Below are 26,038 nucleotides of genomic sequence, written 5' to 3'. Positions count from 1 at the left end.
TACATTATCTAAAATTGAAGGCGTCAAAATTGTGACACTTCACTTAGAGATTACTATCCGCTCAGTTTGGATTGTTAAACTTTGATAAAGGTCAAACGAACAGTAAAATGTGTGCTGTTCGCCACAAAAACAACCAGTTAACTACCGCTTGCAGTGACATCCACAAATAAAGTGAGTACCTGGCCTGGTTGCAGATACTTCTGTTGCTGCAATTCATTCCATTGCTGTAACTGTGAAACCGTAACGTTAAACTTATCAGCGATCCGCGCTAAAGAGTCTCCATTACGCACCTTGTATTTTACAGTTCGGGTAATAGCACCATTACTAGTGGTTTTTGGTTGCCACAGCACCAGTACTTTACCCGGATGCAGTGCTTCTTTGGCGGCCATTCCATTCCAACTCGCGAGTTCACCCACGCCTACCTGATACTGTCGGGCTATTTTCCACAGTGAATCTCCAGATTGCACTTCATAGGTGGTTTTATATTTGCCTTTGCTCTGCTTGTTAAGTAATCGATTATCAGCAGACAGCGGATAATCACTGGCATCTTGCAGAGAAACCGGGATTAGCAGGTATTTGCCCGCGACAATGGTATTCCCTTTGATGTCATTAACTGAGCGAATGATGTCGACCGTGGTCTGATTCTTCTTGGCGATCAACCCCAGTGAATCTCCCGGTTGGATTTCGTAGCGCAACCAGTTCAAACGATCTGCCGGGTCGGTTGTTGCCAGGGCTACTTCAAAATCCTGGGCTTTATCAACGGGCAGCACCAATTTGAAAGGTCCTTTAGGTGCCGTCGCCCAGCGGTTATAGCCCGGATTCAGTTTTTGCAATTCACTGATATCGATGTCAGCCAGTTTGGCGGCGAGTGCCAGATCAATCTGACTACCTGTATCAACTACTTCAACTGCGGGTTGGTTGTCGATGGCCGCCAGCTTGATGCCATATTTATCCGCATGTTTCACCACATCGGCGAGTGCCAGTAGTTGCGGGACGTAACGTTCAGTTTCTTTAGGCAGCGATAACGACCAAAAATCAGTAGGTTTGCCACGAAGTTCGTTGTGTTTGACGGCGCTCAGCACTCGGCCTTCACCCGTGTTATAGGCCGCAATCGCGTAAAGCCAGTTCTCGCCAGTCTTGTGATACAGGTATTGCATCATGTCCAATGCGGCTTTGGTGGCGGCAGGCACATCACGACGGCCGTCATACCACCAGTTAATTTTCAAACCAAAATGGCGAGCCATCGGCGAGGTAAACTGCCATAACCCTGATGCGGCGCCGGGTGAATAGGCATAAGGATCAAAGGCACTTTCAACAATTGGCAATAATGCCAACTCCATCGGCAGATGGCGTTGTTCAATCTGGTCAACAATCAGATATAAGAACGGTGCTGCCCGCTCTGAAATCTGTTCCAAATGTTTAGGATTGTGGATATACCAGTCGCGATATTCGTCGATAAGTTTGACATCTGGCACAGGTAAGTTGAGTTGGTTACGTACCCGCTGCCATACATCGGTAACTGCCAGTTCGGGTTGTTGAGGTTCCTGTGGCGTCTTCTGCAAAATTTCAGCGGCGGTGGCTGTAGGTTTTGGGGGCGGGGTAGTTGTTGACTGTAACGGCACAGTCTGACAGCCGGCTAAAAACACAACAATCCCGGCGGTAGTTAATAAGTTCCGTTGCTTCAAAAGCGCCTATCCTCAAAAAGCTGTCTTATGACAGAAACAGTAGTGAACCAGCACCTTTGAATCATCTGACGTAGATGTTATTGCTTGTCAGATGTGCCCGGGTAAGCTTCCGGTAAAAATATGAGCGGTGATAGGCGCTGGCCGAATTTAAACTAATTCTCTAAATTATCATAACGTTAGGAGATATCATCAGAGCTTTAAAACAACTGATGGCGTTAAAATCGATCCATTGTAACCAACAAATCAAAAATTGTCTTTCCACTGACGGAGAAGTTTTAAGCGGGTCACGGCGGAATCCGCGATTTGTTGACTGTGCTGGCTAAGAATCGTGGTTAAGCGTTCATCGGTGCAATGTAAAAAAGGATTGATGACAAGCTCTCGTTTGATACTGGAGGGCAATGTGGGAAGCTGTTGTTGCCTCAGATGTGTTGCCTCTCGCATATAATCGACTATGGCCTGATTATCCGGTTCTACGGTGCGGGCAAATTTTAGGTTAGACAAGGTGTATTCATGTGCGGGATAAACCAGCGTACTTTCGGGTAACCGCGCAAATTTGGTTAGCGATTGGTACAGTTGCAATGGTGTGCCTTCAAATAGTCGGCCGCAGCCAGCACTGAACAGGGCATCACCGCAAAATAGGGCATTGCCGATCAGATACGCAATATGATCGAGCGTGTGCCCAGGTACGCAAAATATTCCAGCATGTAACACTTCACCATCAACACCTTTTAGTCGCAATTCCGTTTCGCTGATTAGCGTATGATTGATTTCGGGAATGGACGGATTTAGTGGCCCATATACCGGGACTGCATCACCATAATGTTGCAATAGGTCAGCGATCCCTCCGGTATGGTCGCGGTGATGATGGGTGATAAGAATGCCGGCCAACAGCAATTGGCGCTGCTGGAAACATTCAATAACTGCAGCTGCGTCGCCGGGGTCAATCACCCAACCGCGCTGACTACCGTCTGTCTGTATGCACCAAATATAGTTGTCATTAAATGCGGCAATCGGGAATACAGAAAACCCCTGATGATGGGTCGTAGGAAAATCGATGACGGACATATCTACTCCTGAATTGCTGCAACTGTGAACACTGCTAATTTTACTGCATCAGTCCTTGCTTGAACTGACCGATCATTATTAAGCTATTGTTATCACAATAGTCAAATCGGAGCAGTTATGGCGCCAGATCTGCAAGGCCCCGCCTGGGAAGCGATTCCTGGAGGCCTGCAATTACGTAATGACCTTGAACAGTCATTAGCATACTGGTGGCCTAGGATCTTTGGCTATTATCTGCTGCAACTCGGCCCATTAAGTGCTGATTTAGATAGCAGCAAATGTGCTGTACAACATCAGTTTTCTATCTTTCCTCAGCACGGTGCTTCCTTGCAAGGTGAGTACACGCAGTTGCCACTTAAATCTGCCAGTGTGGATGCCGTAGCGATGCATCTGTTGTTAGAGTTTGAGCAGGATCCCTACCGGTTATTACGCGAGGTTGACCGGGTACTCGTCAGCGGTGGTTATCTGATTATCAGTGGCATCAATCCTTTCAGCTGTGCTTACATGGGGAAATTATTTCCTAAATATCAACAGCAGTGGCCGTGGACGGGGAGCTTTTTTATGCCGGCGAGGGTCAGGGATTGGCTGGGGTTACTGGGATATCAATTGGTTCATGATGAACGTTTGTGTTACCACTCCTTTATGCCTGAATGGGATTTCCCGGCGTTATTGCGGCAGTGGCAGTACCGTTGGTTACCAGGAACTGGTGCGGTTTATCTGTTAGTTGCCCGAAAACTGGAAGCACCATTAACGCCTGTTGCCAATCGCCAGCGTAAACGTGTGCGGGGCTGGCAGCCGGCGCCTACTGCCGGCTATTCCGGTCGCATGAAACGGGAATAATACGGAAGAATGCGCATAACGTTAAAACAGTTGCAGATATTCGAAGCCATCGCGCGTACTGGTCAGGTAGCCAAAGCTGCTGAAATGATTAACCTGTCGGCGCCGGCAACATCCATGGCGCTCGCGGAGTTGGAGCGGCAGCTGGATAGCCGTTTATTTGAGCGTTCCGGCAATCGTTTATTACTTAATTCACAAGGTAGTGCCTTGTTGCCTATGGCCAGCCAGGTATTACAGCAAATCGCAGATATCGAAAGTGCATTCGCTTCGCCATCGACGATGTTAGCGGGAAGTCTGAATGTCAGTGCCAGCAATACTATCGGTAATTTTTTATTGACGAAGGCGGCAGTGGCCTTTAGCCAGCAGCATACTGAAGCCAGAGTTGAACTGACGATTGATAATACCCGTAATGTGGTGCAGCAGGTGGCTGAATTTCGTGCAGAACTTGGTTTTGTAGAAGGATATTGTCTGGACAGTCGCATTGTGACTACTCCCTGGCATCATGATCAATTGCGCATTTTCTGTCATCCGGCTCATCCGTTGGCGGGGAAAACGGTATCTCCAGCACAGCTACAAGGCACTTCTTGGGTGTTGCGTGAGGAAGGTTCTGGGACGCGCGAATATTTTGTAAATAATGCCAATAAGCTGGATTTGCACCCTGAGGTGAAGTTCTGTTTTCCGACCCCTGACGCCATTAAACAAGCGGTAAAGCAGGGCGCCGGATTGGGTGTGCTATCAGAACTGGCCATTGAGCGAGAGATTACTCGGCGCGAGTTAGGCGTGGTGAATGTGTCGGGCTTGGACTTATCCCGACCGTTTTATCTCATTCGACACAAGCATCATAGCTTCACACCTTTGGCCAGTGCGTTTATCAATTTCTGCAATGATTTTCTACAGTTACAACATCAAACAGAGGCTTCATAGCCAACATCTTTTTGCTTAGGGTGAGATTCGGCGGCTTGCCGTGCTAACACATCGCAGCGCTCATTTTCCGGATGTCCGGCATGGCCTTTCACCCAATGCCAATCAATTTGGTGCTGCTGGGTTGCTTTATCCAGCCGTTGCCACAGATCGACATTTTTGACGGGGGTTTTGCTGGAAGTCACCCAGCCTTTGCGTTTCCAGTTGTGGATCCATTGGGTAATACCTTGACGCATGTACTGGCTGTCACTGGTGAGCGTGACCTGGCAGGGTTCTTTCAAGCTCTCCAATGCGACAATAGGTGCGAGCAGTTCCATACGATTGTTGGTGGTCAGCGCATAACCGCCAAATAATTCTTTAGTATGTTGCTTATAGCGCAAAACTGCGGCATAACCGCCGGGACCGGGGTTGCCAAGACAGGAGCCATCAGTAAAAATTTCTATCTGTTTCAGTTCGTTCATCAAGTTGCTAACATAGCCGGCAAAGCCGTCATCTTAAGTTGTTATTGAGCAAGCAGCAAAAATAATATGAATATAGTTTCTAGTGCCGCCAGGCAAATCATTCTTGATACCGAAACCACTGGCATGAATCAAAGCGGCGGCCCGGTGTTCCTTGGACATCGAATCATTGAAATTGGTGGCGTTGAAGTCATTAATCGTCGTCTCACCGGCCGTACGTTTCATAAATATGTGAATCCGCAACAGGCCATTGATGAAGAAGCCATTGCCGTGCACGGGATCACCAATGACCGCGTAGCCAATGAACCCTTATTTCGGGAAATTGCCCAAGAGTTTTCAGCGTTTATTGAAGGGGCAGAAATTGTCGCGCATAACGCTTCGTTTGACGTCAGTTTTATTGATCATGAGTTTTCACTGCTGACACCAAAAGGGCCAAAGGTTAAAGATATTTGCTCGATACTGGATTCTTTGGCAATTGCTAAATTTTTACATCCCGGGCAGAAAAATAATCTGGATGCGCTCTGTAAACGTTATCAAATTGATAACTCCCGTCGTGAGTACCACGGCGCATTACTTGACGCTGAAATTCTGGCCGATGTTTATCTGGCAATGACCGGTGGCCAGACAAAATTTAATTTGAGTCTGGATGCTGGGGCGGGAGAAGGTGCCGAGGGCGGTATTATTCGACTCGACAATAATCGTCCCAAACTTAAAGTGATCAGTGCTTCGGCCGATGAACTGAGTATGCACGAGCAACGGCTGGATTTAGTGGCTAAATCTGGTAAGTGTCTGTGGCGTAATTAAAACAGGGAATATCGGGCCGTATGAGAATCTCGCCCTTAGGGTGTCTGTTTCTGTGTCTTTTCAGTGTTATCTCTTCAGCCATCGCTGCGCCTGAGGAGATCATGTCATTGGCGCAGGCTTCTGAACTGAAAAATCGTTTTCGCATCGATCACATGGTGGACGAACTCACATTGATGGTGCAGCGGGAGTATGGCTCGGCTCCCGTAGTGGTTGTACTGCCCGATGGCAGTAAGTGGTATTCCAGCCGTCATCCTGAAACTGTGCGTTGGGAAGACAGTGTTACCGGCGACATGATCCAGATTAAACATCCTCAACCGGGTCCCTGGCAGCTTCTCGGCGAGATAGTGCCTGGTTCGCAGATCACCAAAATATCCAAACTGGGTATTTGGGTCGATCCTTTACCACAGCCACTTTACCAGGGCGAACGTTTGAAACTCACGGCCGGATTGACGGGTGATCAGTTACGTATGCGGTTGCCTGGTCTTGCATACATGTTGCAGTGGAACGCTAAATTTATCTCTGAACATCAGGCTAAAGATGAAAATTTTGCAGCGGGTTCATTCTCTGTCGGAAGTTACCAGGATAACGGCGAAAAGCTCGATGAGAAGCCAGATGATGGTATTTTTACGTCCGATATTAATCTCAATCAGCCTTGGGGCCACTACACGCTTGAATTGAAAGTTGAAAATGAGGTGTTTGATCGCGAATATCAACAGGCTTTCATGCTGTCCCCAATTCCCGCAGACATTAAAGTGCAGTCACCAGTAGATCCGCATAAGCAACCGTGGGAACTGCATTTGTTAGTAGATACCAAACAATTACAACTTCCCGAAACCTATTTCCAGCTGGACATTGTCGGTCCTGCTGGATTTCAGTTATCAATGACCGTGCGTGACCTGCAACAAGCGGATCATGCGCTGGAGTTGCCGCAAGTAACTGAGTTCGGTAGTTATCGCATTAAAGGCACATTATTCAGTACCGATTGGGCCGGGCGTGAAATCGTGGTGACACTGCCTGAACGGTTCTTTAACTATGTGGCGCCGCCAGCGCCGCCACCAAGTCCGCAACAGATCGCCGCTATTCAAGCCGCAGAAGCACTTAAGGAAGAGCAACAGGCCAAGAATAGTGCACTACTGTGGATAGCGATTGGTAATGGTTCATTATTGGTATTGGGAATTGTACTGATCCTGTATTTACGTAAACGCGCTTCGTTGAAAATGGCCTTAGCGATGGCTGAGCAGGAATTACAATCAAAACAGCGGGCGCAGCCACAACCGCCGGACTTGCAGGATATTGATTTATCAATCCCTGATGAAGATGAACAGCCGCGTCAATAAGTCACTTTATATTGCATTATCCGTTGTAGAGTTGCTTGGATAATGATGTAAAAGCGATAAAAATTGTTGACGTTTTTCAATGTGCTACCGTATTATTCATTGCGATTATTGGGGTGGTAGTTCAGTTGGTTAGAATACCGGCCTGTCACGCCGGGGGTCGCGGGTTCGAGTCCCGTCCATCCCGCCAATAAAAAAAGCCAAGCTATTAATATAGTTTGGCTTTTTTTATGTTTATATTTTAAATCAAAGAAACTATGTCTTCGTGACAGTGGCCCATTTTGTGACTTCTATGGTGTATAAACTGCAGATTCAACAGTGAGATTTCTTCGACCACAATGCCTTGTAAGCTACTTATGTTTCACTGACTTTTCGACAACTGCCTTAGCTGGAATGGATTCAACTCACTAATGCTCATTTGTCGTTATCTATTCGGCTATCAGCTCCATGTGGTCCTAAGAATTTTTGTCATGACTAAGCGTCAGGGTATTGCGCTGAATCAGCTCATAGGTCGAAGGTATGCACAATAGTTGCCGTATGCACCGATATCACATGTGTGTTATTGCAAACCCTGTGCGTGTTTTAGCGCTGTGAGTACTGCATTATCTGGCTCACCAAAAATTTCAATTTCTGTATCTTGGAGTAATAGCCCATAAGCAATCGTGCCCTTGTTCAGAAAGATAACGTGAAACTGGTTGCCGCCACAGTCATGGGTTTTACAGACCATATAAACTTCAAATGTGCGGTCGGCAACGGTAAACGGTTCCCCTGGAGTTGCTGGGCCATTGCGTGTTTTACCATATTGTTTGAGCCACAGCGGCGCGTCTTTTTGCGAAGCAATTAATGCATCCCAGGTTTTGAGATATGTGGCATCGTCTAATATTTCAAACAGGTACTTACCCTCGTGAGATTCGTCTGCTACTGCCGGAATAAACACGCTAATGCACAGTACACAAAGACCAAAGAGATTAAGACAATATTTCATAGTAACTCCATGTGAAAACCTCATGCGTTATCCACGCGCCATCATTGATCCTATTAATCAGTGTCGCCATTTCACCGGTAAAGGTCTCATCAACTTTTGTACCATTTCGCTTTTGCAGTTGGGAATAGCAAACCCTTTTATTTAACCATTGGGGAATGCTAAGTCGGGGGCTGGCGTGGTTAATGTTTCTATAGTCACACCCTAAACTAAGGTTTTCTACTTGTGGTGATGGTAGGATGCCGGTTGACACCGCTTCGCCACATTCCGTGATCCCGTGCGTTAAAAGGGCGGTGTGGGCATTCTATGGATCAAATTTGACTAATGCTACAGAGTGACCAGCTAAATTGCTGGCGTTCGATGTTTATAAATGTGTATTGAGAGGCGAAGAGCGATTCAATTATAGGTCCCTTATACTGGGGGGACGAATTACGGAGGCATTGCAATCAAATAGTCAACGGTCACTGTAAACAGCAAGACTTCATCGTATGCGGCATATTTCGCCACTTTTCAGTCGTCATACATTATTTAAATCTAACATCTGCTCATTTTTCGTTATCAATTGGTCATAATTAGTGATTTTAATGTCCTAGAACTCAGACAGCCGTTGATCCTGTCAGCGGTTTCCTTACATACTCTCAAAAGTTGATGTTGTTATCGGTCGCTACCGTTTGGGTAGCAAGGAAAACCAGGATTAGAAATTTATGGTAGAAAAAATTACCGCCATGTTGGCATTTATTGGCGTGTTATCACTGATCTGCCAGTGGCTAGGTTGGCTGTATCGTTTGCCGGCTATCTTGCCATTATTGTTGTGCGGTTTGTTATTAGGACCGGTACTAAATCTATTGCAACCTGATGCAATTTTTGGGGATTTGTTATTTCCCATCATTTCCCTTGGTGTTGCCGTCATTCTGTTTGAAGGTGCACTGACACTCAATTTTAAAGAGATTAAAGATCATGGCCGGATGGTGACTCATCTGGTTTCGGTGGGAACATTCATTACCTGGGGATGCATTGCGCCGGCCGCACATTATATGTTGGGGTTCGAGTGGCCGTTAGCATTGCTGTTTGGCGCGCTAGTTGTTGTTACCGGTCCCACAGTCATTGTGCCAATGCTGCGGACTGTCCGTCCTAAGGCACAACTTGCCAATATTTTGCGCTGGGAAGGCATTGTTATTGATCCTATCGGCGCAATGTTGGCAGTGTTGGTATTTGAATATATCACGGTGAGTAGCGATCAAACGTCTCACGTCTTGGGTGCTCTGGGTTCCATGTTGGGAATCGGTTTCGGCCTGGGCGCTTTGGCTGGCTATTCCGTGGGCATTATTCTGCGTCGTAATTTGTTGCCGCATTATCTGACGAATACTGCGGTACTGACCATTATGCTGGGCATTTTTGTCAGTTCAAATCTGTTGCAAGAGGAGTCCGGGCTACTTACCGTGACCATCATGGGCATTTGGCTCGCGAATATGCGCGGCGTGAATATCGCCGACATTTTGGAATTTAAAGAAACACTCACGGTGCTGTTGATTTCGGCGTTGTTTATTCTGCTAGCTGCCAGGCTGGATTCTCATGCGATGCTGGATCTTGGCTGGGGAGGCATAGGGGTATTGCTGGTAGTGCTGTTTGTAGCGCGACCGCTCAGTGTCTGGCTTTCCGGTATCGGGACATCGGTGGATACCAATGATAAATGGTTTTTAAGTTGGGTTGCACCGCGTGGTATTGTGGCCGCCGCCGTTTCCTCGCTGTTTGCCATAAAATTGGAAAATCGTGGCTTTGAAGGTGCTGGGGCATTGGTGCCGCTGGTGTTTTTGATCATCATCGGGACAGTGGTCTTTCAGTCATTGACCGCCAGACGCTGGGCTAAATGGTTAGGTGTGAAAGCCGACACTGCCGAAGGCGTGTTAATTTTCGGGGGCTCCAAATTCGCGCGTGAGTTTGCCAAGATGCTGGTGGCTAAAGGGATAAAAGTCATTATTGCCGATAGTAACTGGGATAACGTACGTCAGGCGCGGATGGATAATATTCAGGTCTATTTTGGCAATCCGGTATCTGAACACGCGGAAACCTATTTAGACCTGAGCGGGATAGGTCGGGTATTGATCCTTTCTCCTTACCAGCAGTTAAATCCCGTGGTGTTTTTCCATTTTCAGGACATTTTTGGCGCTGAAAAAGTGTTCGGCGTGAATACTAATGATGCCAATGGTGGTAGTGCCAGACATCAGTTATCAGAATCATACTTACGGCGTATGTGCCTGTTCAGTGAAAAAGTGTCCTATTCCCGTCTGCATAGTCTGATGTCGCGTGACGCAGTGATTAAAAGTACCAATATTACCGATGCTTTTACTTATACTAATTTTCGTGAGCGCTATGGCGAGACGGTGATCCCATTAGCTTATATGAAAGGTGGCAAGGTGTTCGTGGTGACTGCTGATACTAAAGATCTGCCTAATGGCATCGAGCTTATCAGTTTGATCCCTAAAGAAGCGATGGAGCAGCATCAGCAGAAAGCCGCTGAAGAGAACGAGCGCAAGAAAAATGTAGAAGTCGTTCCTAAAACAGTAGGACAGTCGGGATAATTCTTTTTTCCATTAGGAAAAAAAGAGACCTTAATCGGTCTCTTTTTTTCGGGTTAATATCAGGCAGCTTCTTCACTGCTTTGTTGCGAATTCACGCTTTGGGCTTTGAGTTCCTCAGGATCAAAATCATCCACATTGATCGATTTGAGTCGGCCAATTTCAGCTTTTTCTAGCTGTTTGACCTCATCATCGGACAGTACTCCTAACGCTTTGCCTTCCTCAGCAATTTTATTCAATTGCATGAAGGGCAATCGTTTGCCTGTGGCTTGACAGACTTTGTCATAAAGTGGTTCAGCCAACAAAATATCCCGCAACGTTTGTTCCTGAATACCGACAGGATTATTGCTGATTGCTTTCAGAAACTGACCTTTACCCAGACGATCGCGGCTGGCACATGGGGTTTGCATGATACGGGCAACGCGGTGATCCAGTTTATCGCTAGGTCGTTTTAGCGGGCGACCAAACGGGAACAGTAACACTCGCAGAATACCCCCCAGGCCAGATGGGAAGTTATCCAGTAGGTCATCGAGTGAGCTTTGCAGCTTATACAGTGCATCTTCCACTGCCCACTGGACTAACGGCAAGTCCTCGCTTAGGCGTCCTTCATCCTGATAACGTTTCAGTGTTGCAGAGGCCAGATATAACTGACTCAGCATGTCGCCTAAACGCGCCGAAATGCGCTCTTTACGTTTCAGTCCCCCCCCCAGCGTGGCCATCGCCAGATCTGACAATAATGCCAGATTGGCACTGAAGCGGTTCATCTGCTGGTAGTAACGTTTAGTGTTATCACTAAACGGTGCATTAGAAAGACGAGCCCCGGTGAGTCCCAGCCACAAACTACGCACAAAGTTACTTAAACTGAAGCCGATGTGGCCGAACAGTGCCATATCGAACTGGCGCAGACCGCGATTTGGGTTGTCATCAAATGCGGCTTCCATTTCCGCCAGAATATACGGATGACAACGAATAGCGCCCTGACCGTAGATGATCATCGAACGGGTCAGAATATTGGCTCCTTCGACGGTCACGGCGATAGGTGCTGCCTGATAGGCTCGGCCGAGGTAGTTATTTGGGCCAAGGCAGATCCCTTTACCACCGTGGATATCCATCCCGTCGATCAAACACTTCTGCATTCTGTCAGTGAGGTGGTATTTAACGATAGCGGAGATCACTGAAGGCTTTTCACCCAGATCAATTCCTGTCGTCGTCAGGGCAGTCACCGCATCCATGAGGTAGGCGTTACCCCCGATGCGCGCCATCGGCTCTTCGATACCTTCCAGCTTACCAATTGGCAGTTTGAATTGACGACGGATGCGCGCGTAGGCACCTGTTGCCAAGGCCAAGGTTTTGATGCCCCCTGCAGAATTGGAGGGCAGGGTAATTCCACGACCGACAGACAGGCACTCTACCAGCATGCGCCACCCTTGCCCCGCCATTTCTGGCCCGCCAATGATGAAACTCAGTGGCACGAACACATCTTTACCCAGGGTAGGGCCGTTGAGGAACATACAGTTTAATGGGAAGTGCCGTCGTCCGGTTTCCACTCCTGTCAGATCGGTTGGGATCAGGGCACAGGTGATGCCGATGTCTTCTTGTTTACCCATAAGGTGCTCAGGATCTCGCAGTTTAAACGCCAGTCCCAGCACGGTGGCAATTGGTGCCAAGGTGATATAGCGTTTATTCCAGGTGAGTTTCATCCCCAATACTTCTTCACCTTCCCACATGCCCTTGCAGACGACGCCATAATCGGGAATTGAGCCGGCATCTGAACCTGCTTCTGGGCTGGTTAACGCAAAACAGGGGACTTCTTCTCCAGTGGCGAGCCGTGGTAGGTAATAATCCTGCTGCGCTTCAGTACCGTAGTGCTGTAACAGTTCTCCGGGACCAAGAGAGTTAGGAACCCCAACAGTGGATGCCAGTTCGCTGCTCACGCCTGCTAATTTTTGCAGCACGCGAGATTGCGCATAGGCGGAAAACTCCAGACCACCAAATTTTTTCTTGATGATCATCGCGAAAAAGCCTTTGCTCTTGAGGAAGCTCCAGACTTCCTGTGGTAGATCAGCTAATTCGTGTGAGACTCGATGCTGATTCACCATGGCACAGACTTCTTCTACCGGGCCATCCAGGAATGCTTGTTCTTCTGCGCTCAGGCGCGCTTTGGGATAGTTGTGGAGTTTTTTCCAGTTAGGATTGCCAGCAAACAGATCTGCCTCCCACCAGGTGGTACCCGCTTCAATCGCATCTTTTTCAGTATTGGACATCTCCGGCATGATGCCGCGATACAACTTTAATAATGGTCGGGTGATGACGGTTTGCCTGAATGGGCTGATGTTGAGTGGCAGTGCTACGATTAAGAACACTATCCAACTCCATGCACCGGTTACCCCGATGAGATTGCCAACGAGCAGCGTGGCCGCCGCGGCCAGCGTTGCGGTCATCAACGATACTCTCAGGTAAGCAGCAGCACCCAAAATCAACAATAAGACGATGATCCAAAGTAGGGTAATCACTGTGATTCTCCTTTTTATATGCCCCGGTGACGGGATGTATGCCGACAAAACTTGCCGATCTTTATCATAATTTTAGTCTGTGGTCAGACCTGTGTCGCTTTAAAAGTAAACGTGATCGTGATCGAACTCAAGCGATTTTCAAACAAACGTTTGAATTTTTTTAAAGGCGCAATTTCACTTCTTGCTGTAGATAGATACAATGCTATGAAATTGTGTGATTTTCAGAGATGTTTCCCATGTGTGAACTGCTAGCAATGAGCGCAAATATCCCGACCGATATCGTGTTCAGTTTTACCGGTCTTGCTGAACGTGGTGGCGTGACAGGCCCCCATGTGGATGGTTGGGGCATTACCTTTTATGAAGGCAAGGGTAGCCGTACGTTCAAAGATGCCGCACCCAGCAGTCGTTCCCAGGTGGCGCGGTTAATCAAGTCTTATCCTATTAAAAGCGAAGTGGTAATCAGCCATATCCGTCAAGCCAACCGTGGTAAAGTCTCATTAGAAAACACCCATCCCTTTACCCGCGAACTGTGGGGGCGATATTGGACTTATGCCCACAATGGGCAGCTGACAGGCTATCAGGATAAATTTGTGACGCGACGTTATCAGAGCGTTGGCGAAACTGACAGTGAACAGGCGTTTTGCTGGATACTGGAATCCTTAGTCGCCAAGTTCGGCGAGCAAGAACCCGCAGATATGATGCCCGTATTTGAGTATATTGCCGCTCTGGCTGAACAGATTCGGCAATTAGGGGTCTTCAATATGATCCTCAGCGATGGCCGGTATCTGATGAATTTCTGCAGTAACAATCTTTGCTATATTACCCGCCGCGCACCCTTCGGAACGGCTAAATTGATCGATACTGATGTGGTGATTGATTTCCACCAGGAAACGACACCAAACGACGTGGTAACCGTGGTGGCGACCCGGCCACTGACTGACAACGAACAATGGCAAGTGTTGCAGCCGGGCGACTGGAAGTTATTCTGTCTTGGCGAGTTGCGCCTGTCCGGTAGCACCGCTGAACTGCACCTGCTTTAAGGTCAGTTCCATGGTGTTACCTTTCTCTTCATGAACAAAACGCACTGGCAGATAGCCTAAATCCGGTGCCATCCAGACATCGGTGTGGCGTTTTTGGCTTTTGCGTATCAGCTCCAGATGGACCGTCTGATAACTGCCGCTGGGGAGCTTCACGGTTTCCTGCCCCAAGTTACGAAAATGGTAATCTTCAATCTCGTTGTCTTTCACCATTTTGTAGTTAAATTTTTGCTTACCATTCATGAGATCTAAGCGGAACTGTAACTGCAACATCATGGCATCGTACAGAGTATCGGTATAATTCAGTTTGGTTTTTTCGCCTTTATAAACGCTAAACACTTTGCCTTGATCGCGGGCAAATGCGATCTGCTCGTTGAAATCTTTACCTGTCCCGGTCCGTTCATGAATAAAGCGTAATGGCTGTAACTGTCCATCCACATCGGTGAACACACTGGTAATTTTGCGTTTATCGGATAGCACTATCAGGCTCAAGTCACTGTCCATTTCATAGTGATAGGTGTTGCCTTGCGGCGCCGCTAAGGTAAAGCGTGCGCCACCGAGACTAAAACTGCCATATTTCACCTGATACTCCACTACTTGTGGTGTTAACGGACTGGGGGCGGCCAGCACCGTTAGCGGTAATAACCACAACAGGCATAACATACGACGGATTTTCAAATAATCTCTCCTCTCACTAAAACGGTAGGCACAGCACCAATGTTGCCATATCTGGTCGCCACTCAAATTCAGACAAGGCAATTCGGCCTTGGTTCACTGTTACACCTTCGCAACGCAACAAGTAGCTTTGCTCGCGAAATGATTCGCTATCTTTAGCAAAAGCAATTTTCCCTTGAGCGTTGATAACCCGATGCCAGGGTAACGCTAGTGTATCCGGCGCCAGTTTCAGTGCTCGGGAAACATAACGTGCCCGTCCCGGTAAACCGGCATAGTCGGCTATCTTGCCATAACTCGCGACTCTGCCTTGCGGGATCATGGCGACCACCTGCCAGATACGTTGTGGTGGTGAGGGGTTCGCTGGATCTGTCGCGTGTGCCATAAAGCGCTCCAGAGCATTTTCCGTAAATTGTAGAAAAACCTACGTCGTTACAAAAGCAACATTTGTATGACGCCGTTAGTACACCGCTATTTTACACGGGACTTGCAGCACTTGCTGATTGAATTATACTGTATAAAAATACAGTAATGGTGCAAGGCGATGTCTGTTAATCGTGCAATTGAATCTCTATTGATGCGACAGGACCTCTGGCGTGGACAACCAGAGCAACAAGTCGCATCTGGTTATGACACCGGTTTCCCTGAGCTGGTTGATAGCTTGCCTAAGTGGCCGGCCCATGGCATTTGTGAGTTGTTAACACCGGTTCCCGGGGCGGGCGAATTAGGCTTGTTATTGCCGCTGTTGCGCCAATATCTGTCAGCTGAAACGTATCAGCCGGTGGCATTGGTCGCGCCAAATTTTATACCTAATGCACAGACCCTAGCCTGGCTGCAGTTACCACCAGAATATTTTTTATGGCTGGATGTTACTGAAAGGCGTGAAGCATTATGGGCGATGGAACAGCTCCTGGCGAATGGCAGTTGTCCGCTGGTGCTGGGATGGTTCGCGCATTTATCGCTCAAGGAAGCGCGGCGTTTGCAATTGGCTGCGGAGTCAGGAAACGCCTTGGGATTCTGCCTGTTACCGGTATCTCAGGCCGGAAATAATCATCCTGTGCCGTTGAAGTTAGCATTGGAACCTCTGGCGGGTAATCGTAGCCGATTACAGATCCTCAAACGCCGAGGTGGCTGGCCAGTGCCGGAAATTGTGCTGTCGGGCGTCATGGTACCTGGATGGTATGCATTGGCTGAGGTAACACTATCTTCCCCGTCGAATGTGGTGGCTGGCCCTTGGGATCATGCGCAAGAGTCGGATCGGCAGGTGAGCAACTATCATGACTGAATGTTGGCTAGGGGTTTATTTCCCACAGCTGCAATTGCAATATCAGGCCTGGAGCCTGCAATCGACGACCGTCGCTCCCGCGACATCAGTCTTTGCTGGATTGCCGCCATTGGCGTTATACGATACTGCAGCCAAACAGTTGCATTCAGTCAGCCCCAACGCTGCCGCTCGGGGGGTTAAATCTGGCATGAGTCAGACGACCGCTCAGGCGTTGTTGCCAGATCTGGTGTTATTGTCGCTACAAGAGGTTGATTGCGAAGCATTACAACATTGGTTATGTCAGTGGAATTACGATTTTAGTGCACGTATCTGGCCGCCGCTGTTGCAGCAAGAGCCGCTTAACTCTGATGCGGGATCAGCGGTGAATTGGCCGACAGAAACGCTGGTGCTGGAGATGGGATCGATGTTGCGCTTATTTGGCAGCCAGTCACGTTTTATGGAAAGTTATCACCAGCGCTGTCAGTGTTACGGTTTACATTATGCGCTGGCACTGGCGCGTTACCCGCTGCATGCGGCGTTGTTAGCAAAAGGTGTGAAAGCATCGACACCAACGGCCCTCGGCATGAACCGGGTATCGACACCGAGACAAACCCGTAAACGGTTATTGGCAGTTCCCTGGCAACTACCATCAGAAAATCAGGTCACGGAGTCCCATGCTGAATATCAGACTCAAGCAGTGCCTGCAACTGTGATAACTACCCAGTTGCCATCACAGTTGCCACTACAAGCATTACCGCTGGACGATAAGACTCAGCAACGACTATTGGCAATGGGGATCAACTGCTGGCAACAACTACAATCATTACCTCGACCAGAACTAGGTAAACGTTTTGGGCAACCATTGCTGACATTACTGCTGCAATTGGAAGGACGTCTCAGTTATTCACGTAAGGCGTATCATCTGCCCCCCATCTTCCGGCTAAAGCGATTATTACTGCATGATGTCAGTTATATCCAAGGGGTGATGTTTCCATTAACGCCAATGTTTGCGCAATTGGCGACGTATTTGCGGGTACGGCAATTGGCTGTACAGCAACTGCAGCTGACCCTGTTTTTCCGTAGTAATAATATTGCTCCGATGATCTTGCGTATTGATTATCCGCTAGGCGAATTTCGTCAGGCTGGGTTGTTGCAATTATGTCGTCTGCAGTTGGAACGGTTGACGCTGCCACAGCCGGTGATCGAGCTGGAACTGCAAGTCCGGCATTTTATTGCGCAGCAACTGCAGAATGGCGTCTTGAGTAAAACTAGCCACGAGCAGCAACCATTTCCGGAGTTACTCGCACGACTGCAGGCCAGGCTTGGCAAAGAACGCGTGCGTCAATTGTGCTATCAGGCATCGCCATTACCGGAACAGGCAAGCCATAGTCAGCCGATCCAACAGTGGCCTCCGCAACCGGCGAAGTTGCCTGTGCCGGTGATGGCGCTCAGGCCTTTATGGTTGTTGGCTGAACCGCAACCTTTGTCGGTAGATGATGTCGACATACTCAGAGGCCCAGAGCGTATAGTATCTCCTTGGTTTACCGATAATTTCCCTGCGAGAGACTATTTTCTGGCGCGCCATCGGCAAGGTGGTTATTGCTGGGTTTTTCGTAGTCAGGGGCAATTGTTGTTACATGGCTGGATGAGCTGATGTACGCCGAATTGCACGCTATTTCCAATTACAGTTTCCTGCGGAGTGCTTCTCATCCGGAGGAGCTGGTGGCTGAAGCGGCTCGCTTAGGTTATCAAGCGATTGCGATCACGGATGAATGTTCATTGGCCGGTATTGTGAAAGCTCACGAAGCTGCTAAAAAACATCAAATTGCCCTGATCGTTGGCGCGGAGTTTCAATTGCCACAGGGATTACTCGTGGTGCTGGCCCCAGATCGTTTGGGATATGCCAGATTAAGCAGTCTTATCACGCTGGGACGTCGCCGTGCGGCGAAAGGGAGTTATCAGCTGTCATTGGCGGATTTTGCTTCGTTACAACAAACCTGTATTTGCTTATGGCGACCACCGCCATTACCGCTGTCCCCAGAATGGACTGCCATGGGGCAGTTTCAGGCGTTAACCCAGTTACAGCAACTATTGCAGCAGATAACAGAGGCATTAGGTGTATTGCCATATTTGTTGATGGAACGTCAGCTCATCGCAGGAGAAGCTTGCCAACTTAATCTGCAGCAACAATTGGCAGACGTGGCCGGATTAACCTGTGTGGCGGCTGGTAACGTTCGTATGCATGCACCGCAGCGGCAACGATTATTAGATGTGTTGACCTGTATTCGCCATAACACCGATATTCCTCATGCCGGCGCTCTGCTTAGCCTTAATGCTGAAACAGCAATGAAGCCAATATCCGCAATCAAGAAGCGCTTTCCACAATCATGGTTGGATAACGCTCTACGAATTGCAGAGAATTGCCATTTCTCTCTGTTTGAACTCAGATATGAATATCCGGCGGAGTTGGTTCCCGCCGGATTGACCGCAACACAATATCTGGTGCAGGAAGTGGAAAAGGGGGCTAAACGCCGTTATCACGATAATGTGCCAGCGTCAGTATCCCAGCAGTACCGCCGTGAATTACAGATTATCGGCGAACTGCAGTATGAATATTTCTTTCTGACGATTTATGACTTAGTCAACTTTGCTAAAGCACAACAAATTCTGCATCAGGGACGAGGTTCTGCCGCTAACTCAGTCGTGTGTTTTTGTCTCGGGATCACTGAAGTCGATCCGACCAAAATCAACATGTTGTTTGAGCGGTTTATCTCCAAGGAGCGCCACGAGCCACCAGACATTGATGTGGATTTTGAGCACGAGAGGCGTGAGGAAGTCATTCAGTATATCTATCAGAAATATGGCAGAGCGCGTGCAGCATTGGCTGCCAGTGTTATCAGTTACCGATTTCGTAGTGCGATGCGAGATGTGGGTAAGGCATTAGCCTTGGACGAACAGCGCATTGAAGCCTTGATGGCGGCGGTGGATCGTCGTGATCCGCAAGAAGACTGGCAACAACAATTACAGCGACAGGCATTCATTCCTCAGCAGGGACTAGGCTGCTGGCTCTTGCCATTAGTGCAAGGGCTTATGGGGTTCCCTCGCCATCTGTCGCAGCATGTCGGTGGCTTTATTATTTCTGCGGGCCCTTTGGCAGAACTGGTTCCGATAGAAAATGCCGCTATGCCAGACAGAACGGTGATCCAGTGGGATAAAGACGATCTGGAAAGTCTGGGATTGTTGAAAGTAGACGTGCTGGCACTGGGTATACTGACGGCTATTCGCAAGTGTTTTGAGTTACTCAGTCGCCACCTGCAACCATTTTCTATGGCGCAAATCTGTTGGGAGGACCCAGCGGTTTACCGGATGTTACAGCGCGGGGACAGTATGGGCGTTTTTCAGGTTGAATCTCGCGCCCAAACCAGCATGTTACCGCGGCTGAAGCCGGCTTGTTACTACGATTTGGTGGTGCAGATTGCCATTGTTCGCCCCGGACCGATTCAGGGCGATATGGTGCATCCTTACTTACGACGCCGAGATGGACTGGAAGCAGTTGTTTACCCTTCAGACGCGGTGCGTAGCGTACTCGAACGCACGCTCGGTGTACCGATTTTTCAGGAACAGGTGATCCATCTGGCGATGGTTGCCGCAGGATTCAGTGGGGGGGAAGCTGATCAGTTACGGCGGGCAATGGCCAGTTGGAAACGCACCGGTGAACTGGAACAGTTTGAACAGAAGTTACTTGATGGCATGGCCGCGCGCGGTTACAGCGAAAGTTTTGCGAGACAGATTTTCAGTCAGATCCGGGGTTTTGGTGAATATGGTTTCCCAGAATCGCATTCTGCCAGTTTTGCACTATTGGCATATGTGTCGGCCTATCTGAAACATTACCATCCTGCTGCGTTTTGTTGTGCATTACTCAACAGTCAGCCGATGGGATTCTACAGCCCGTCACAGCTGGTGCAGGATCTGCGGCGTCATGGTGTCAGTGTCTTACCGGTCGCCATTAATCATAGTGATTGGGACTGTACGCTGGAAACAACCGCCGAAGGCGCTTTTGCTTTGCGACTAGGAATGCGTCTGGTTAAAGGATTAAGTTTCAGCGCGGCAACCAAGCTACTACAAACACGAGCTTCAGGTTTTCAGCAGTTGTCACAGCTTGCGTCATTACAGCTCAATCGAGACGATCTGGAGGCATTAGCCAGTGCCGATGCGTTCGCGGAACTCAGTGGAGATCGACATCAGGCGCGTTGGCAATTGGCAGCCGCACAGCAGCAACAGCTACCATTGCTTACGCTGGCAGATACGGTAGAAATGGATGTCACTTTGCCACGAGTAACCGAAGTGGATGCTATGCTGGCAGATTATGCCCATATTGGGTTGTCTTTGGGGCGTCACCCTATGGCTTTGTTGCGCCAGCAGGGCGGTTTGCCACATTGTTATACCGCTGAGTCCTTATGGCAGTGCCGTCATGGACAGTTGGTAACGGTCGCGGGACTGGTGGTTGGTCGACAACGACCGGGAACCGCTAGTGGTGTCACTTTCGTTACCCTGGAAGATGAGACCGGGCATATTAATGTGATTATTTGGAGTGGAACGGCCAAGGCGCAGCGACAACCCTACCTGTCGGCACGTATTCTCAAGGTCAGCGGAATTGTTGAATTCTCATCTGGTGTTCTGCATCTGATTGCCGGAAAGTTACAGAATTTGTCTGCGGTGATGGAACAACTGCTCGTGAAATCACGAGATTTTCATTGACACGCACGGTTCAAGATGGAATGACGCTCAGATAAATGCACAGAAAGTGGCACACTGCGCCACCCAGTACAAACAGGTGCCAGATAGCATGGTTAAAGGGGATCGCTTTAATGGCATAGAAGGGTACCCCGAGACTGTAACTTAGCCCCCCGGAGAGTAGTAGCCAGAAGCCCGTGCTGGAGAGATGTGTAATCAGTTGTGGCAGAATTGCCATGCAAAGCCACCCCATGACCAGATACAACGTCAGACTCAATGCTTTGAATCTATGCACAAAGAAACTTTTAAACAGCACACCGCCTGCGGCCAGAGACCAAATGGCTATCAGCACCCACTCAGTACCCGTGCCATTCATGGAGATCAGCATCATGGGGGTGTAAGTGCCAGCAATCAGCAGATAAATAGCGCAATGATCGAGAACTTTCAGCCGGCGCTTCCAATGTAGCTGCGGAATACTGTGATATAGCGTTGAACAAAGAAATAACAGTATAAAACTGGCCCCGTATATGCTTACACCTGTTAACTGAATGCTATTAAGGGAATACCAGCCTTTACTCAGCATCAGTGTTAGCGCGACAATTCCGAGAATAATTCCCAAACCATGGCTAATACTATTTGCTAGCTCTTCATTAACGGAATAACTACTAGTAATGGATTCTTCTGCGGTTTTTACTGTCATGGCTATAGTAGGTGTTCGTTGGCGCCCTAAGTTTTGAGTGTATCAATAGCACTGGTTAAATACTATATTTAAGTGAACATGTGTTAGCTTAAATTTTAAATATGAGTCTTTGTCAGTTATCGTTAATTTCAAAATTATCTCTATCTTTTTAAGGTTAAGTCCGAACATTGTTGGACCAAAGATTATTTTGCAAAGATTTACCCAGTCGGCTGTCAGTGCTCACTGTACTTCAAATCTGATTTGTACAATAATCAAGCGTTAATTAATGCCAATCAAATCCTTATTGTTGGAGGTTGAGTAATGCAAATACAGCCAGCATTCGCCGCAGGCATACAGGGGCTGCAATCTGCGCAGTCTGGATTAACTCAGGCAACAGTTGATGTCGCTCAGGCTGTCACTCAACCTGCAACTACCTCATCTACAGATACCAGCTCGGCTGTTGCCGCCACCCCGAAAAGCCGTGATACAACTGATGCCTTGGTTTCAGCAATGGCCTCTCAACGTCAGGGAGAAGCCTCTGTTGATGTGTTGCAGCGAGAAAATGATGCACTGGGCAGCATCATAGATATTGAGGTGTAGTATGTTCCCGGCGCTTCTCTCATCGAATGCGCCAACAAGGACTAACGTTAATAGCGTGATGCTTGTACCTAAAACGTTAGTCGGGCAAGCCTCGTCTGCTAGTCAGACTCCGTCTAACCGTGTATCCGCGGTTCCATCATCTCTGGTAACTGAGACTGCAAAACTCTCTGCTAATGATATTGTTGTGGATAGTGGGCGTTCATCGCTGGTGAGTTTGTCCTATGGCGTCCTAGGTGCTGCAGCACTGTATGACAGTAGCGGCAATCAAACGGCGGCAGAAGATGCTGCCGATACTTCAGTAAACGATCAGGATCAAACCGCTGAATCTGCCAATTCCAGCGCGACAGCTCAAGCTTCCGTGAGTGCGGATAACGCTAAACAACAGCAAGCGCAGCAACAACTCGAATCATTGCAACAACGCGATCAAGAAGTCCGCACTCATGAACAGGCTCATGCCGCTGTCGGTGGCGTTTATGCAGGCTCGCCTCAGTTTGACTATGAACATGGGGCCGATGGCAAACGTTATGCGGTGGATGGTGAAGTCCAAATTGATGTCTCAATTGTGCCGGGTGATCCCATTGCCACCATGACCAAAATGCGACAGGTTTATGCTGCGGCTATGGCACCACAACAGCCTTCACTGGCAGACATACAAGTGGCAGCGGAGGCTATGCGAAAATATAACACCGCGAGAGAACAGGCCGCGGCATTAAGAGATATGGAAAGTAATAAACCGATAACGTCTGATATCTCTGCCAATACTGCGGCTAAAGATCAAGCTGCTGCAAGCAACTCGGCGGACAGTAGTAATGCGGATACGCAGACCTCGAACACAAATAACTACCCCATAAGCATTGTCCGCGTCATGGGGCAAGTGCATCAAATGGCACCAAATCCGGGAACGGGTGGGGTATCTCCACCACGCAATGATCATGATCTGGATGATATCAGCTTGCCTAACGCCACACTGGAAGAACAGATACAAGGGCAGCTATTGCATGATCATGACAGCGACAATCTCATGTCATTGTTGTAGTGGATTTTGGTCAGAACCGGGTTAACTTGTGGCTAAAGGTTTTTCACCATGAAGCGCCAGGATCAATGATTCCAGTAACTTAGACGCTGGGCCTTGTTTATCGCGCTGCGGTACCACCAACGTCAGCACAATTCTGCGAGAGTTCGAACCTTTAATCTTTAACCGAACCAGTTCGCCAGCTGCTAATTCTTTTTCCACCAAATGTGCAGGAACCCAACAGAAGCCAATACCCTTACTGAGGATCACCTTAGCCTCATGAAAATTGCTAACGGTCCAGCGTTGCTCCGCTTTAAGCCAACCCGTTTCTTGCTGCGGGTTCACGCCTGTATCTTTAATCACAATCTGCAAGTGCTGCGCAAGAATATGATCATCTTCCAGTTCAGGTGTCAGCGCCAGTGGATGGGAAGGATGACAAACCAAATAGAAATCAAGGTCACAAAGCGGCTGTGCAATGTAACCTTTCGGTGGTGTACCGCAAATGGCTAAATCCACTTGATTATTCTGGATCAGTTCATTGGTACCATTGATGACGGTATCAACAACGGTCACTCGAGTTCCTCGACTTTCGGGCAGAAATGCGGCTAACGCATCAGTTAACTTATCCATTGGATACACCAATTCTCGGGCGATGGCGAGCGTAGGTTCCCACCCCTGTTCGAGGTTATTGGCCAGTTGTTCCAACTCACTGACTGCTTGGGTCACATGACGCGACCGGCGCAGCAACACTTCACCTTGTTCAGTGAGATACGCTTTGCGTCCACGCACTTCGAGCAATTGAATACCTAATTGAGACTGCAGTTTAGCAACAGCATGATTGAGTGATGATTGACTCTTATTCAGCTTATCTGCTGCCTGCGCGTAACCACCATAATCAACAACTGCTTGCAGAATACGCCATTGTTCTAGCGTGGATTTAGGTCTGTGCATAATCGTAAAAATTAACTGAATTGACCCCCATCATGCTAATTTCTTTCGAAATATTCAAACAAAATTCACTAGATGAGGCACAGATAATGATCTGGGTGACAAATTATGTGTTTTCGTTAGTGAAAGCGGTTGGTTATGGCGTGAATTTGTCTAAAGGGCACCATTGGGGCAGATGATCGGGGTGAAATTGTCCTTGCTGGATCTGGGCAATTAATCGAGTAACGGCGTCAGGCCCCCAGATATCAAACAAGGTTTGGCGAATATCTGCGCCATTTTCATTCACGATCAACACTTCAAATAACTTCTCTGGGGCACAGTTGGCAGTCGTTTGATAGATTGCATCTGCTACAAACTGTTGCCAAAGTGACTCGTAAATTAAGGGGCCGGTGTCTGCAATATCCGCAAATGAGTAGGCGTAATCATGCACCTCTGGCCATTGTCCCGCAAATAAGTGACTAAACAGGGAAGTTGACGGTTGTTTGTTCGGGGTCTGATAAAATTCAAGGGCGACATAAGCATGGAAAAGCGCCATGTGCTGGCGGTAACTTTCCGCCAGTTGTTCACGACTGTCCGGTGAGGGTCGTAATTGTTGCGAAAAGCCCTGACTCAAATAATCTTCTAGCCATAATTCACCAATACGACCAGCATCCTGCGGTAACGTAAAACCGTTATCGAGGTAAAAACGGCCTCCAGCGGCTAACTGTGTCAGTGCCTCGCTTAAGGCGGATACTGCGGTTTGGTAATCACGTAAAGTTTTTAGCTCGGCTTTTAATTCAAGCTGGCTTTGTCCTGCTTGCTGCCCGATGACACTGCGACGGATCAAAATATGGCGATTCTTGGGGGCTGTCGCGATTAACAACTCTCCAAGCAACCGCCCGCGATACCACAAACGCATCCAACGTTTATCAATATTTTCATGGGTAATGCCAATATTGGCCAGTCGCTGTGATACGGTTTGCATGAAATCATCAGCTGAAATTTTATTAATTTTCGTTATTTTTAAATCAGTTAATTCCTTCCCAATATTCCATGGGGCGATATCTAATCGCTGCGAAAAAGCATTCAGAAAATTTGATAGGTTATCAGCCGAACCCATGAGTTGTTCTGCAAGCAAATAGTCGACGTAGGAGTTATAGCCGGCATTTTGTGCTTGCTGTAGCCGCAGTTGTTGCACAGTGGTTAGCATTGTCTGATTACTACTTTTAGCGCGGGCCTGGTATTTGCGCCAAACTAGCTTTCGACAATCTTCATCTGATTGTTGGAGCATATAAGTCGCAATATTACGCACTAAAGGTTCAGGCGCTGCAGCATCTTTAGCTTCTGTAGTGTCGTCGCGATGATCAGACAGCGATTTTTTTTGAACCGTCGGTGTCGTAACAGCCAAGGCGCAGCTGCCCCAATCCAGCTGAAAGTTATTACTCTTCAGATGCTGGCGGATACTGGCTTGTGCCGTACTGAGTTTGGCTTTTTCCGACAAAGGTAACTGATGCGCTAAAAGATACTGAAACTTTGCCGCCAGACGGTGGTGCGACAGTTCGTTACTGCGTTGTAAATCGTCAAGAATAGGGCGCAATTGAGGACTGATCAGAACGCGATTTACCGCATCTGCCACGGCAAGTTGACACTGCAGCAAGGCTTCCTGTGCGGCTTCTGGTAGTACAAAACTACGGTAATAATTTACCTGATCATTAATGTTTTGCAGACCGATCGTTTGTCGTTCTAAGGTGATGATAGAGCTGAAATCAGGATGGAAATCGGTACTGTAATTGAGACACTGATTGACCAGCAACGGTACGGCGGCGGCCGCTGTCGCACGCGCTGGTAACGTCAGTAAAACTAATGTGCATCCGCATATTAGTTTCAACAACAGCATCAAAATTTTTTGCATGAGCAAATAATATATCCTTTTGGCATCAG

21 protein-coding genes and 1 tRNA gene are annotated in these 26,038 nt (G+C 48.2%); 12 read left to right on the top strand and 10 right to left on the bottom strand.

Annotated elements, in window-relative coordinates:
- Nucleotides 1-137 precede the first annotated feature (137 nt).
- A complete protein-coding gene (locus KDN34_RS09320; RefSeq protein ID WP_212593542.1) occupies nucleotides 138-1,685 on the bottom strand; it encodes a lytic transglycosylase in 1,548 nt (515 codons plus the stop codon).
- A 243-nt stretch (nucleotides 1,686-1,928) separates the two neighbouring features.
- Nucleotides 1,929-2,750, bottom strand: a complete 822-nt coding sequence (gloB, locus tag KDN34_RS09315; protein WP_212593541.1) for a hydroxyacylglutathione hydrolase — start codon at nucleotides 2,748-2,750, stop codon at nucleotides 1,929-1,931.
- A gap of 117 nt (nucleotides 2,751-2,867) precedes the next feature.
- On the opposite strand from gloB, the gene KDN34_RS09310 reads away from it, so the two are divergent.
- Together KDN34_RS09310 and KDN34_RS09305 are read left to right on the top strand one after the other, a co-directional pair.
- Nucleotides 2,868-3,587, top strand: a complete 720-nt coding sequence (locus KDN34_RS09310) for a class I SAM-dependent methyltransferase (protein WP_212593540.1) — start codon at nucleotides 2,868-2,870, stop codon at nucleotides 3,585-3,587.
- Between the two features lie 9 nt (nucleotides 3,588-3,596).
- Entirely contained in the window at nucleotides 3,597-4,508 is a 912-nt protein-coding gene (locus KDN34_RS09305) for a LysR substrate-binding domain-containing protein (RefSeq protein ID WP_212593539.1), read from the top strand.
- Here KDN34_RS09305 and rnhA read toward each other — a convergent pair.
- Nucleotides 4,490-4,966: a ribonuclease HI gene (gene rnhA / locus KDN34_RS09300; protein WP_212593538.1), complete on the bottom strand. Its 477-nt coding sequence runs from the start codon at nucleotides 4,964-4,966 to the stop codon at nucleotides 4,490-4,492. The two genes, KDN34_RS09305 and rnhA, sit on opposite strands and share 19 nt — an antisense overlap.
- 66 nt (nucleotides 4,967-5,032) lie before the next feature.
- On the opposite strand from rnhA, the gene dnaQ reads away from it, so the two are divergent.
- The 3 genes from dnaQ to KDN34_RS09285 all read left to right on the top strand — a co-directional run bounded on the left by dnaQ (nucleotide 5,033) and on the right by KDN34_RS09285 (nucleotide 7,291).
- Nucleotides 5,033-5,767: a DNA polymerase III subunit epsilon gene (gene dnaQ, locus KDN34_RS09295; RefSeq protein ID WP_212593537.1), complete on the top strand. Its 735-nt coding sequence runs from the start codon at nucleotides 5,033-5,035 to the stop codon at nucleotides 5,765-5,767.
- A gap of 20 nt (nucleotides 5,768-5,787) precedes the next feature.
- Nucleotides 5,788-7,104 carry a TIGR03503 family protein gene (locus KDN34_RS09290; RefSeq protein ID WP_212593536.1) on the top strand — a complete coding sequence of 439 codons (1,317 nt, stop codon included), beginning with the start codon at nucleotides 5,788-5,790 and terminating at the stop codon, nucleotides 7,102-7,104.
- Between the two features lie 110 nt (nucleotides 7,105-7,214).
- Nucleotides 7,215-7,291, top strand: a tRNA-Asp gene (locus KDN34_RS09285).
- 369 nt (nucleotides 7,292-7,660) lie between these two features.
- Here the strand turns inward: KDN34_RS09285 and KDN34_RS09280 are convergent.
- Nucleotides 7,661-8,086, bottom strand: coding sequence for an Ivy family c-type lysozyme inhibitor (locus KDN34_RS09280; RefSeq protein ID WP_212593535.1), 426 nt, complete (start codon nucleotides 8,084-8,086; stop codon nucleotides 7,661-7,663).
- 701 nt (nucleotides 8,087-8,787) lie between these two features.
- Here KDN34_RS09280 and KDN34_RS09275 point away from each other — a divergent pair.
- Nucleotides 8,788-10,662, top strand: a complete 1,875-nt coding sequence (locus tag KDN34_RS09275; protein ID WP_212593534.1) for a cation:proton antiporter — start codon at nucleotides 8,788-8,790, stop codon at nucleotides 10,660-10,662.
- A gap of 59 nt (nucleotides 10,663-10,721) precedes the next feature.
- Here KDN34_RS09275 and fadE read toward each other — a convergent pair whose 3' ends face one another.
- Nucleotides 10,722-13,172 (bottom strand): acyl-CoA dehydrogenase FadE, encoded by a 2,451-nt coding sequence (gene fadE, locus KDN34_RS09270; RefSeq protein WP_212593533.1) that lies wholly within the window; start codon nucleotides 13,170-13,172, stop codon nucleotides 10,722-10,724.
- 236 nt (nucleotides 13,173-13,408) lie between these two features.
- Between fadE and KDN34_RS09265 the strand changes: the two genes are divergently transcribed.
- The gene (locus tag KDN34_RS09265; protein WP_212593532.1) at nucleotides 13,409-14,212 is read left to right on the top strand and encodes a class II glutamine amidotransferase; all 804 of its coding nucleotides are present in this window, start codon (nucleotides 13,409-13,411) and stop codon (nucleotides 14,210-14,212) included.
- On the opposite strand, the gene KDN34_RS09260 is transcribed toward KDN34_RS09265, so the two are convergent.
- Both KDN34_RS09260 and KDN34_RS09255 read right to left on the bottom strand, forming a co-directional pair.
- Nucleotides 14,153-14,887 (bottom strand): DUF3108 domain-containing protein, encoded by a 735-nt coding sequence (locus KDN34_RS09260; protein WP_228730300.1) that lies wholly within the window; start codon nucleotides 14,885-14,887, stop codon nucleotides 14,153-14,155. The two genes, KDN34_RS09265 and KDN34_RS09260, sit on opposite strands and share 60 nt — an antisense overlap.
- 16 nt (nucleotides 14,888-14,903) lie before the next feature.
- Nucleotides 14,904-15,266 carry an MGMT family protein gene (locus tag KDN34_RS09255; protein ID WP_212593531.1) on the bottom strand — a complete coding sequence of 121 codons (363 nt, stop codon included), beginning with the start codon at nucleotides 15,264-15,266 and terminating at the stop codon, nucleotides 14,904-14,906.
- 159 nt (nucleotides 15,267-15,425) lie between these two features.
- Here KDN34_RS09255 and imuA point away from each other — a divergent pair, with 159 nt between their 5' ends.
- Genes imuA through KDN34_RS09240 form a run of 3 tightly spaced genes read left to right on the top strand, consistent with a single transcriptional unit; the run spans nucleotide 15,426 to nucleotide 20,903 of the window.
- Nucleotides 15,426-16,166: a translesion DNA synthesis-associated protein ImuA gene (gene imuA, locus KDN34_RS09250; protein ID WP_212593530.1), complete on the top strand. Its 741-nt coding sequence runs from the start codon at nucleotides 15,426-15,428 to the stop codon at nucleotides 16,164-16,166.
- Nucleotides 16,159-17,799: a DNA polymerase Y subunit UmuC family protein gene (locus KDN34_RS09245; protein WP_212593529.1), complete on the top strand. Its 1,641-nt coding sequence runs from the start codon at nucleotides 16,159-16,161 to the stop codon at nucleotides 17,797-17,799. The genes imuA and KDN34_RS09245 overlap by 8 nt, the downstream gene beginning before the upstream one ends.
- Complete coding sequence (locus KDN34_RS09240) at nucleotides 17,799-20,903, top strand: error-prone DNA polymerase (RefSeq protein ID WP_212593528.1); 3,105 nt, start codon at nucleotides 17,799-17,801, stop codon at nucleotides 20,901-20,903. Before KDN34_RS09245 ends, KDN34_RS09240 begins: the two co-directional genes overlap by 1 nt.
- A gap of 10 nt (nucleotides 20,904-20,913) precedes the next feature.
- On the opposite strand, the gene trhA is transcribed toward KDN34_RS09240, so the two are convergent.
- Nucleotides 20,914-21,579: a PAQR family membrane homeostasis protein TrhA gene (gene trhA, locus KDN34_RS09235; protein ID WP_212593527.1), complete on the bottom strand. Its 666-nt coding sequence runs from the start codon at nucleotides 21,577-21,579 to the stop codon at nucleotides 20,914-20,916.
- Nucleotides 21,580-21,879: 300 nt separating this feature from the next.
- Here trhA and KDN34_RS09230 point away from each other — a divergent pair, with 300 nt between their 5' ends.
- Both KDN34_RS09230 and KDN34_RS17445 read left to right on the top strand, forming a co-directional pair.
- Nucleotides 21,880-22,158, top strand: a complete 279-nt coding sequence (locus KDN34_RS09230; RefSeq protein WP_212593526.1) for a chemotaxis protein — start codon at nucleotides 21,880-21,882, stop codon at nucleotides 22,156-22,158.
- A gap of 58 nt (nucleotides 22,159-22,216) precedes the next feature.
- The gene (locus KDN34_RS17445) at nucleotides 22,217-23,194 is read left to right on the top strand and encodes a putative metalloprotease CJM1_0395 family protein (protein WP_407695798.1); all 978 of its coding nucleotides are present in this window, start codon (nucleotides 22,217-22,219) and stop codon (nucleotides 23,192-23,194) included.
- 21 nt (nucleotides 23,195-23,215) lie between these two features.
- On the opposite strand, the gene KDN34_RS09220 is transcribed toward KDN34_RS17445, so the two are convergent.
- Entirely contained in the window at nucleotides 23,216-24,121 is a 906-nt protein-coding gene (locus tag KDN34_RS09220) for a LysR family transcriptional regulator (protein WP_212593524.1), read from the bottom strand.
- Between the two features lie 133 nt (nucleotides 24,122-24,254).
- Nucleotides 24,255-26,009, bottom strand: coding sequence for a M3 family metallopeptidase (locus KDN34_RS09215; RefSeq protein WP_212593523.1), 1,755 nt, complete (start codon nucleotides 26,007-26,009; stop codon nucleotides 24,255-24,257).
- Between the last annotated feature and the right edge of the window lie 29 nt (nucleotides 26,010-26,038).

The organism is Shewanella yunxiaonensis (assembly GCF_018223345.1).
GTDB lineage: Bacteria > Pseudomonadota > Gammaproteobacteria > Enterobacterales > Shewanellaceae > Shewanella > Shewanella yunxiaonensis.
The sequence above is the reverse complement of the archived record's forward strand: the minus strand, read 5'-3'. Positions and strand labels throughout refer to the sequence as shown.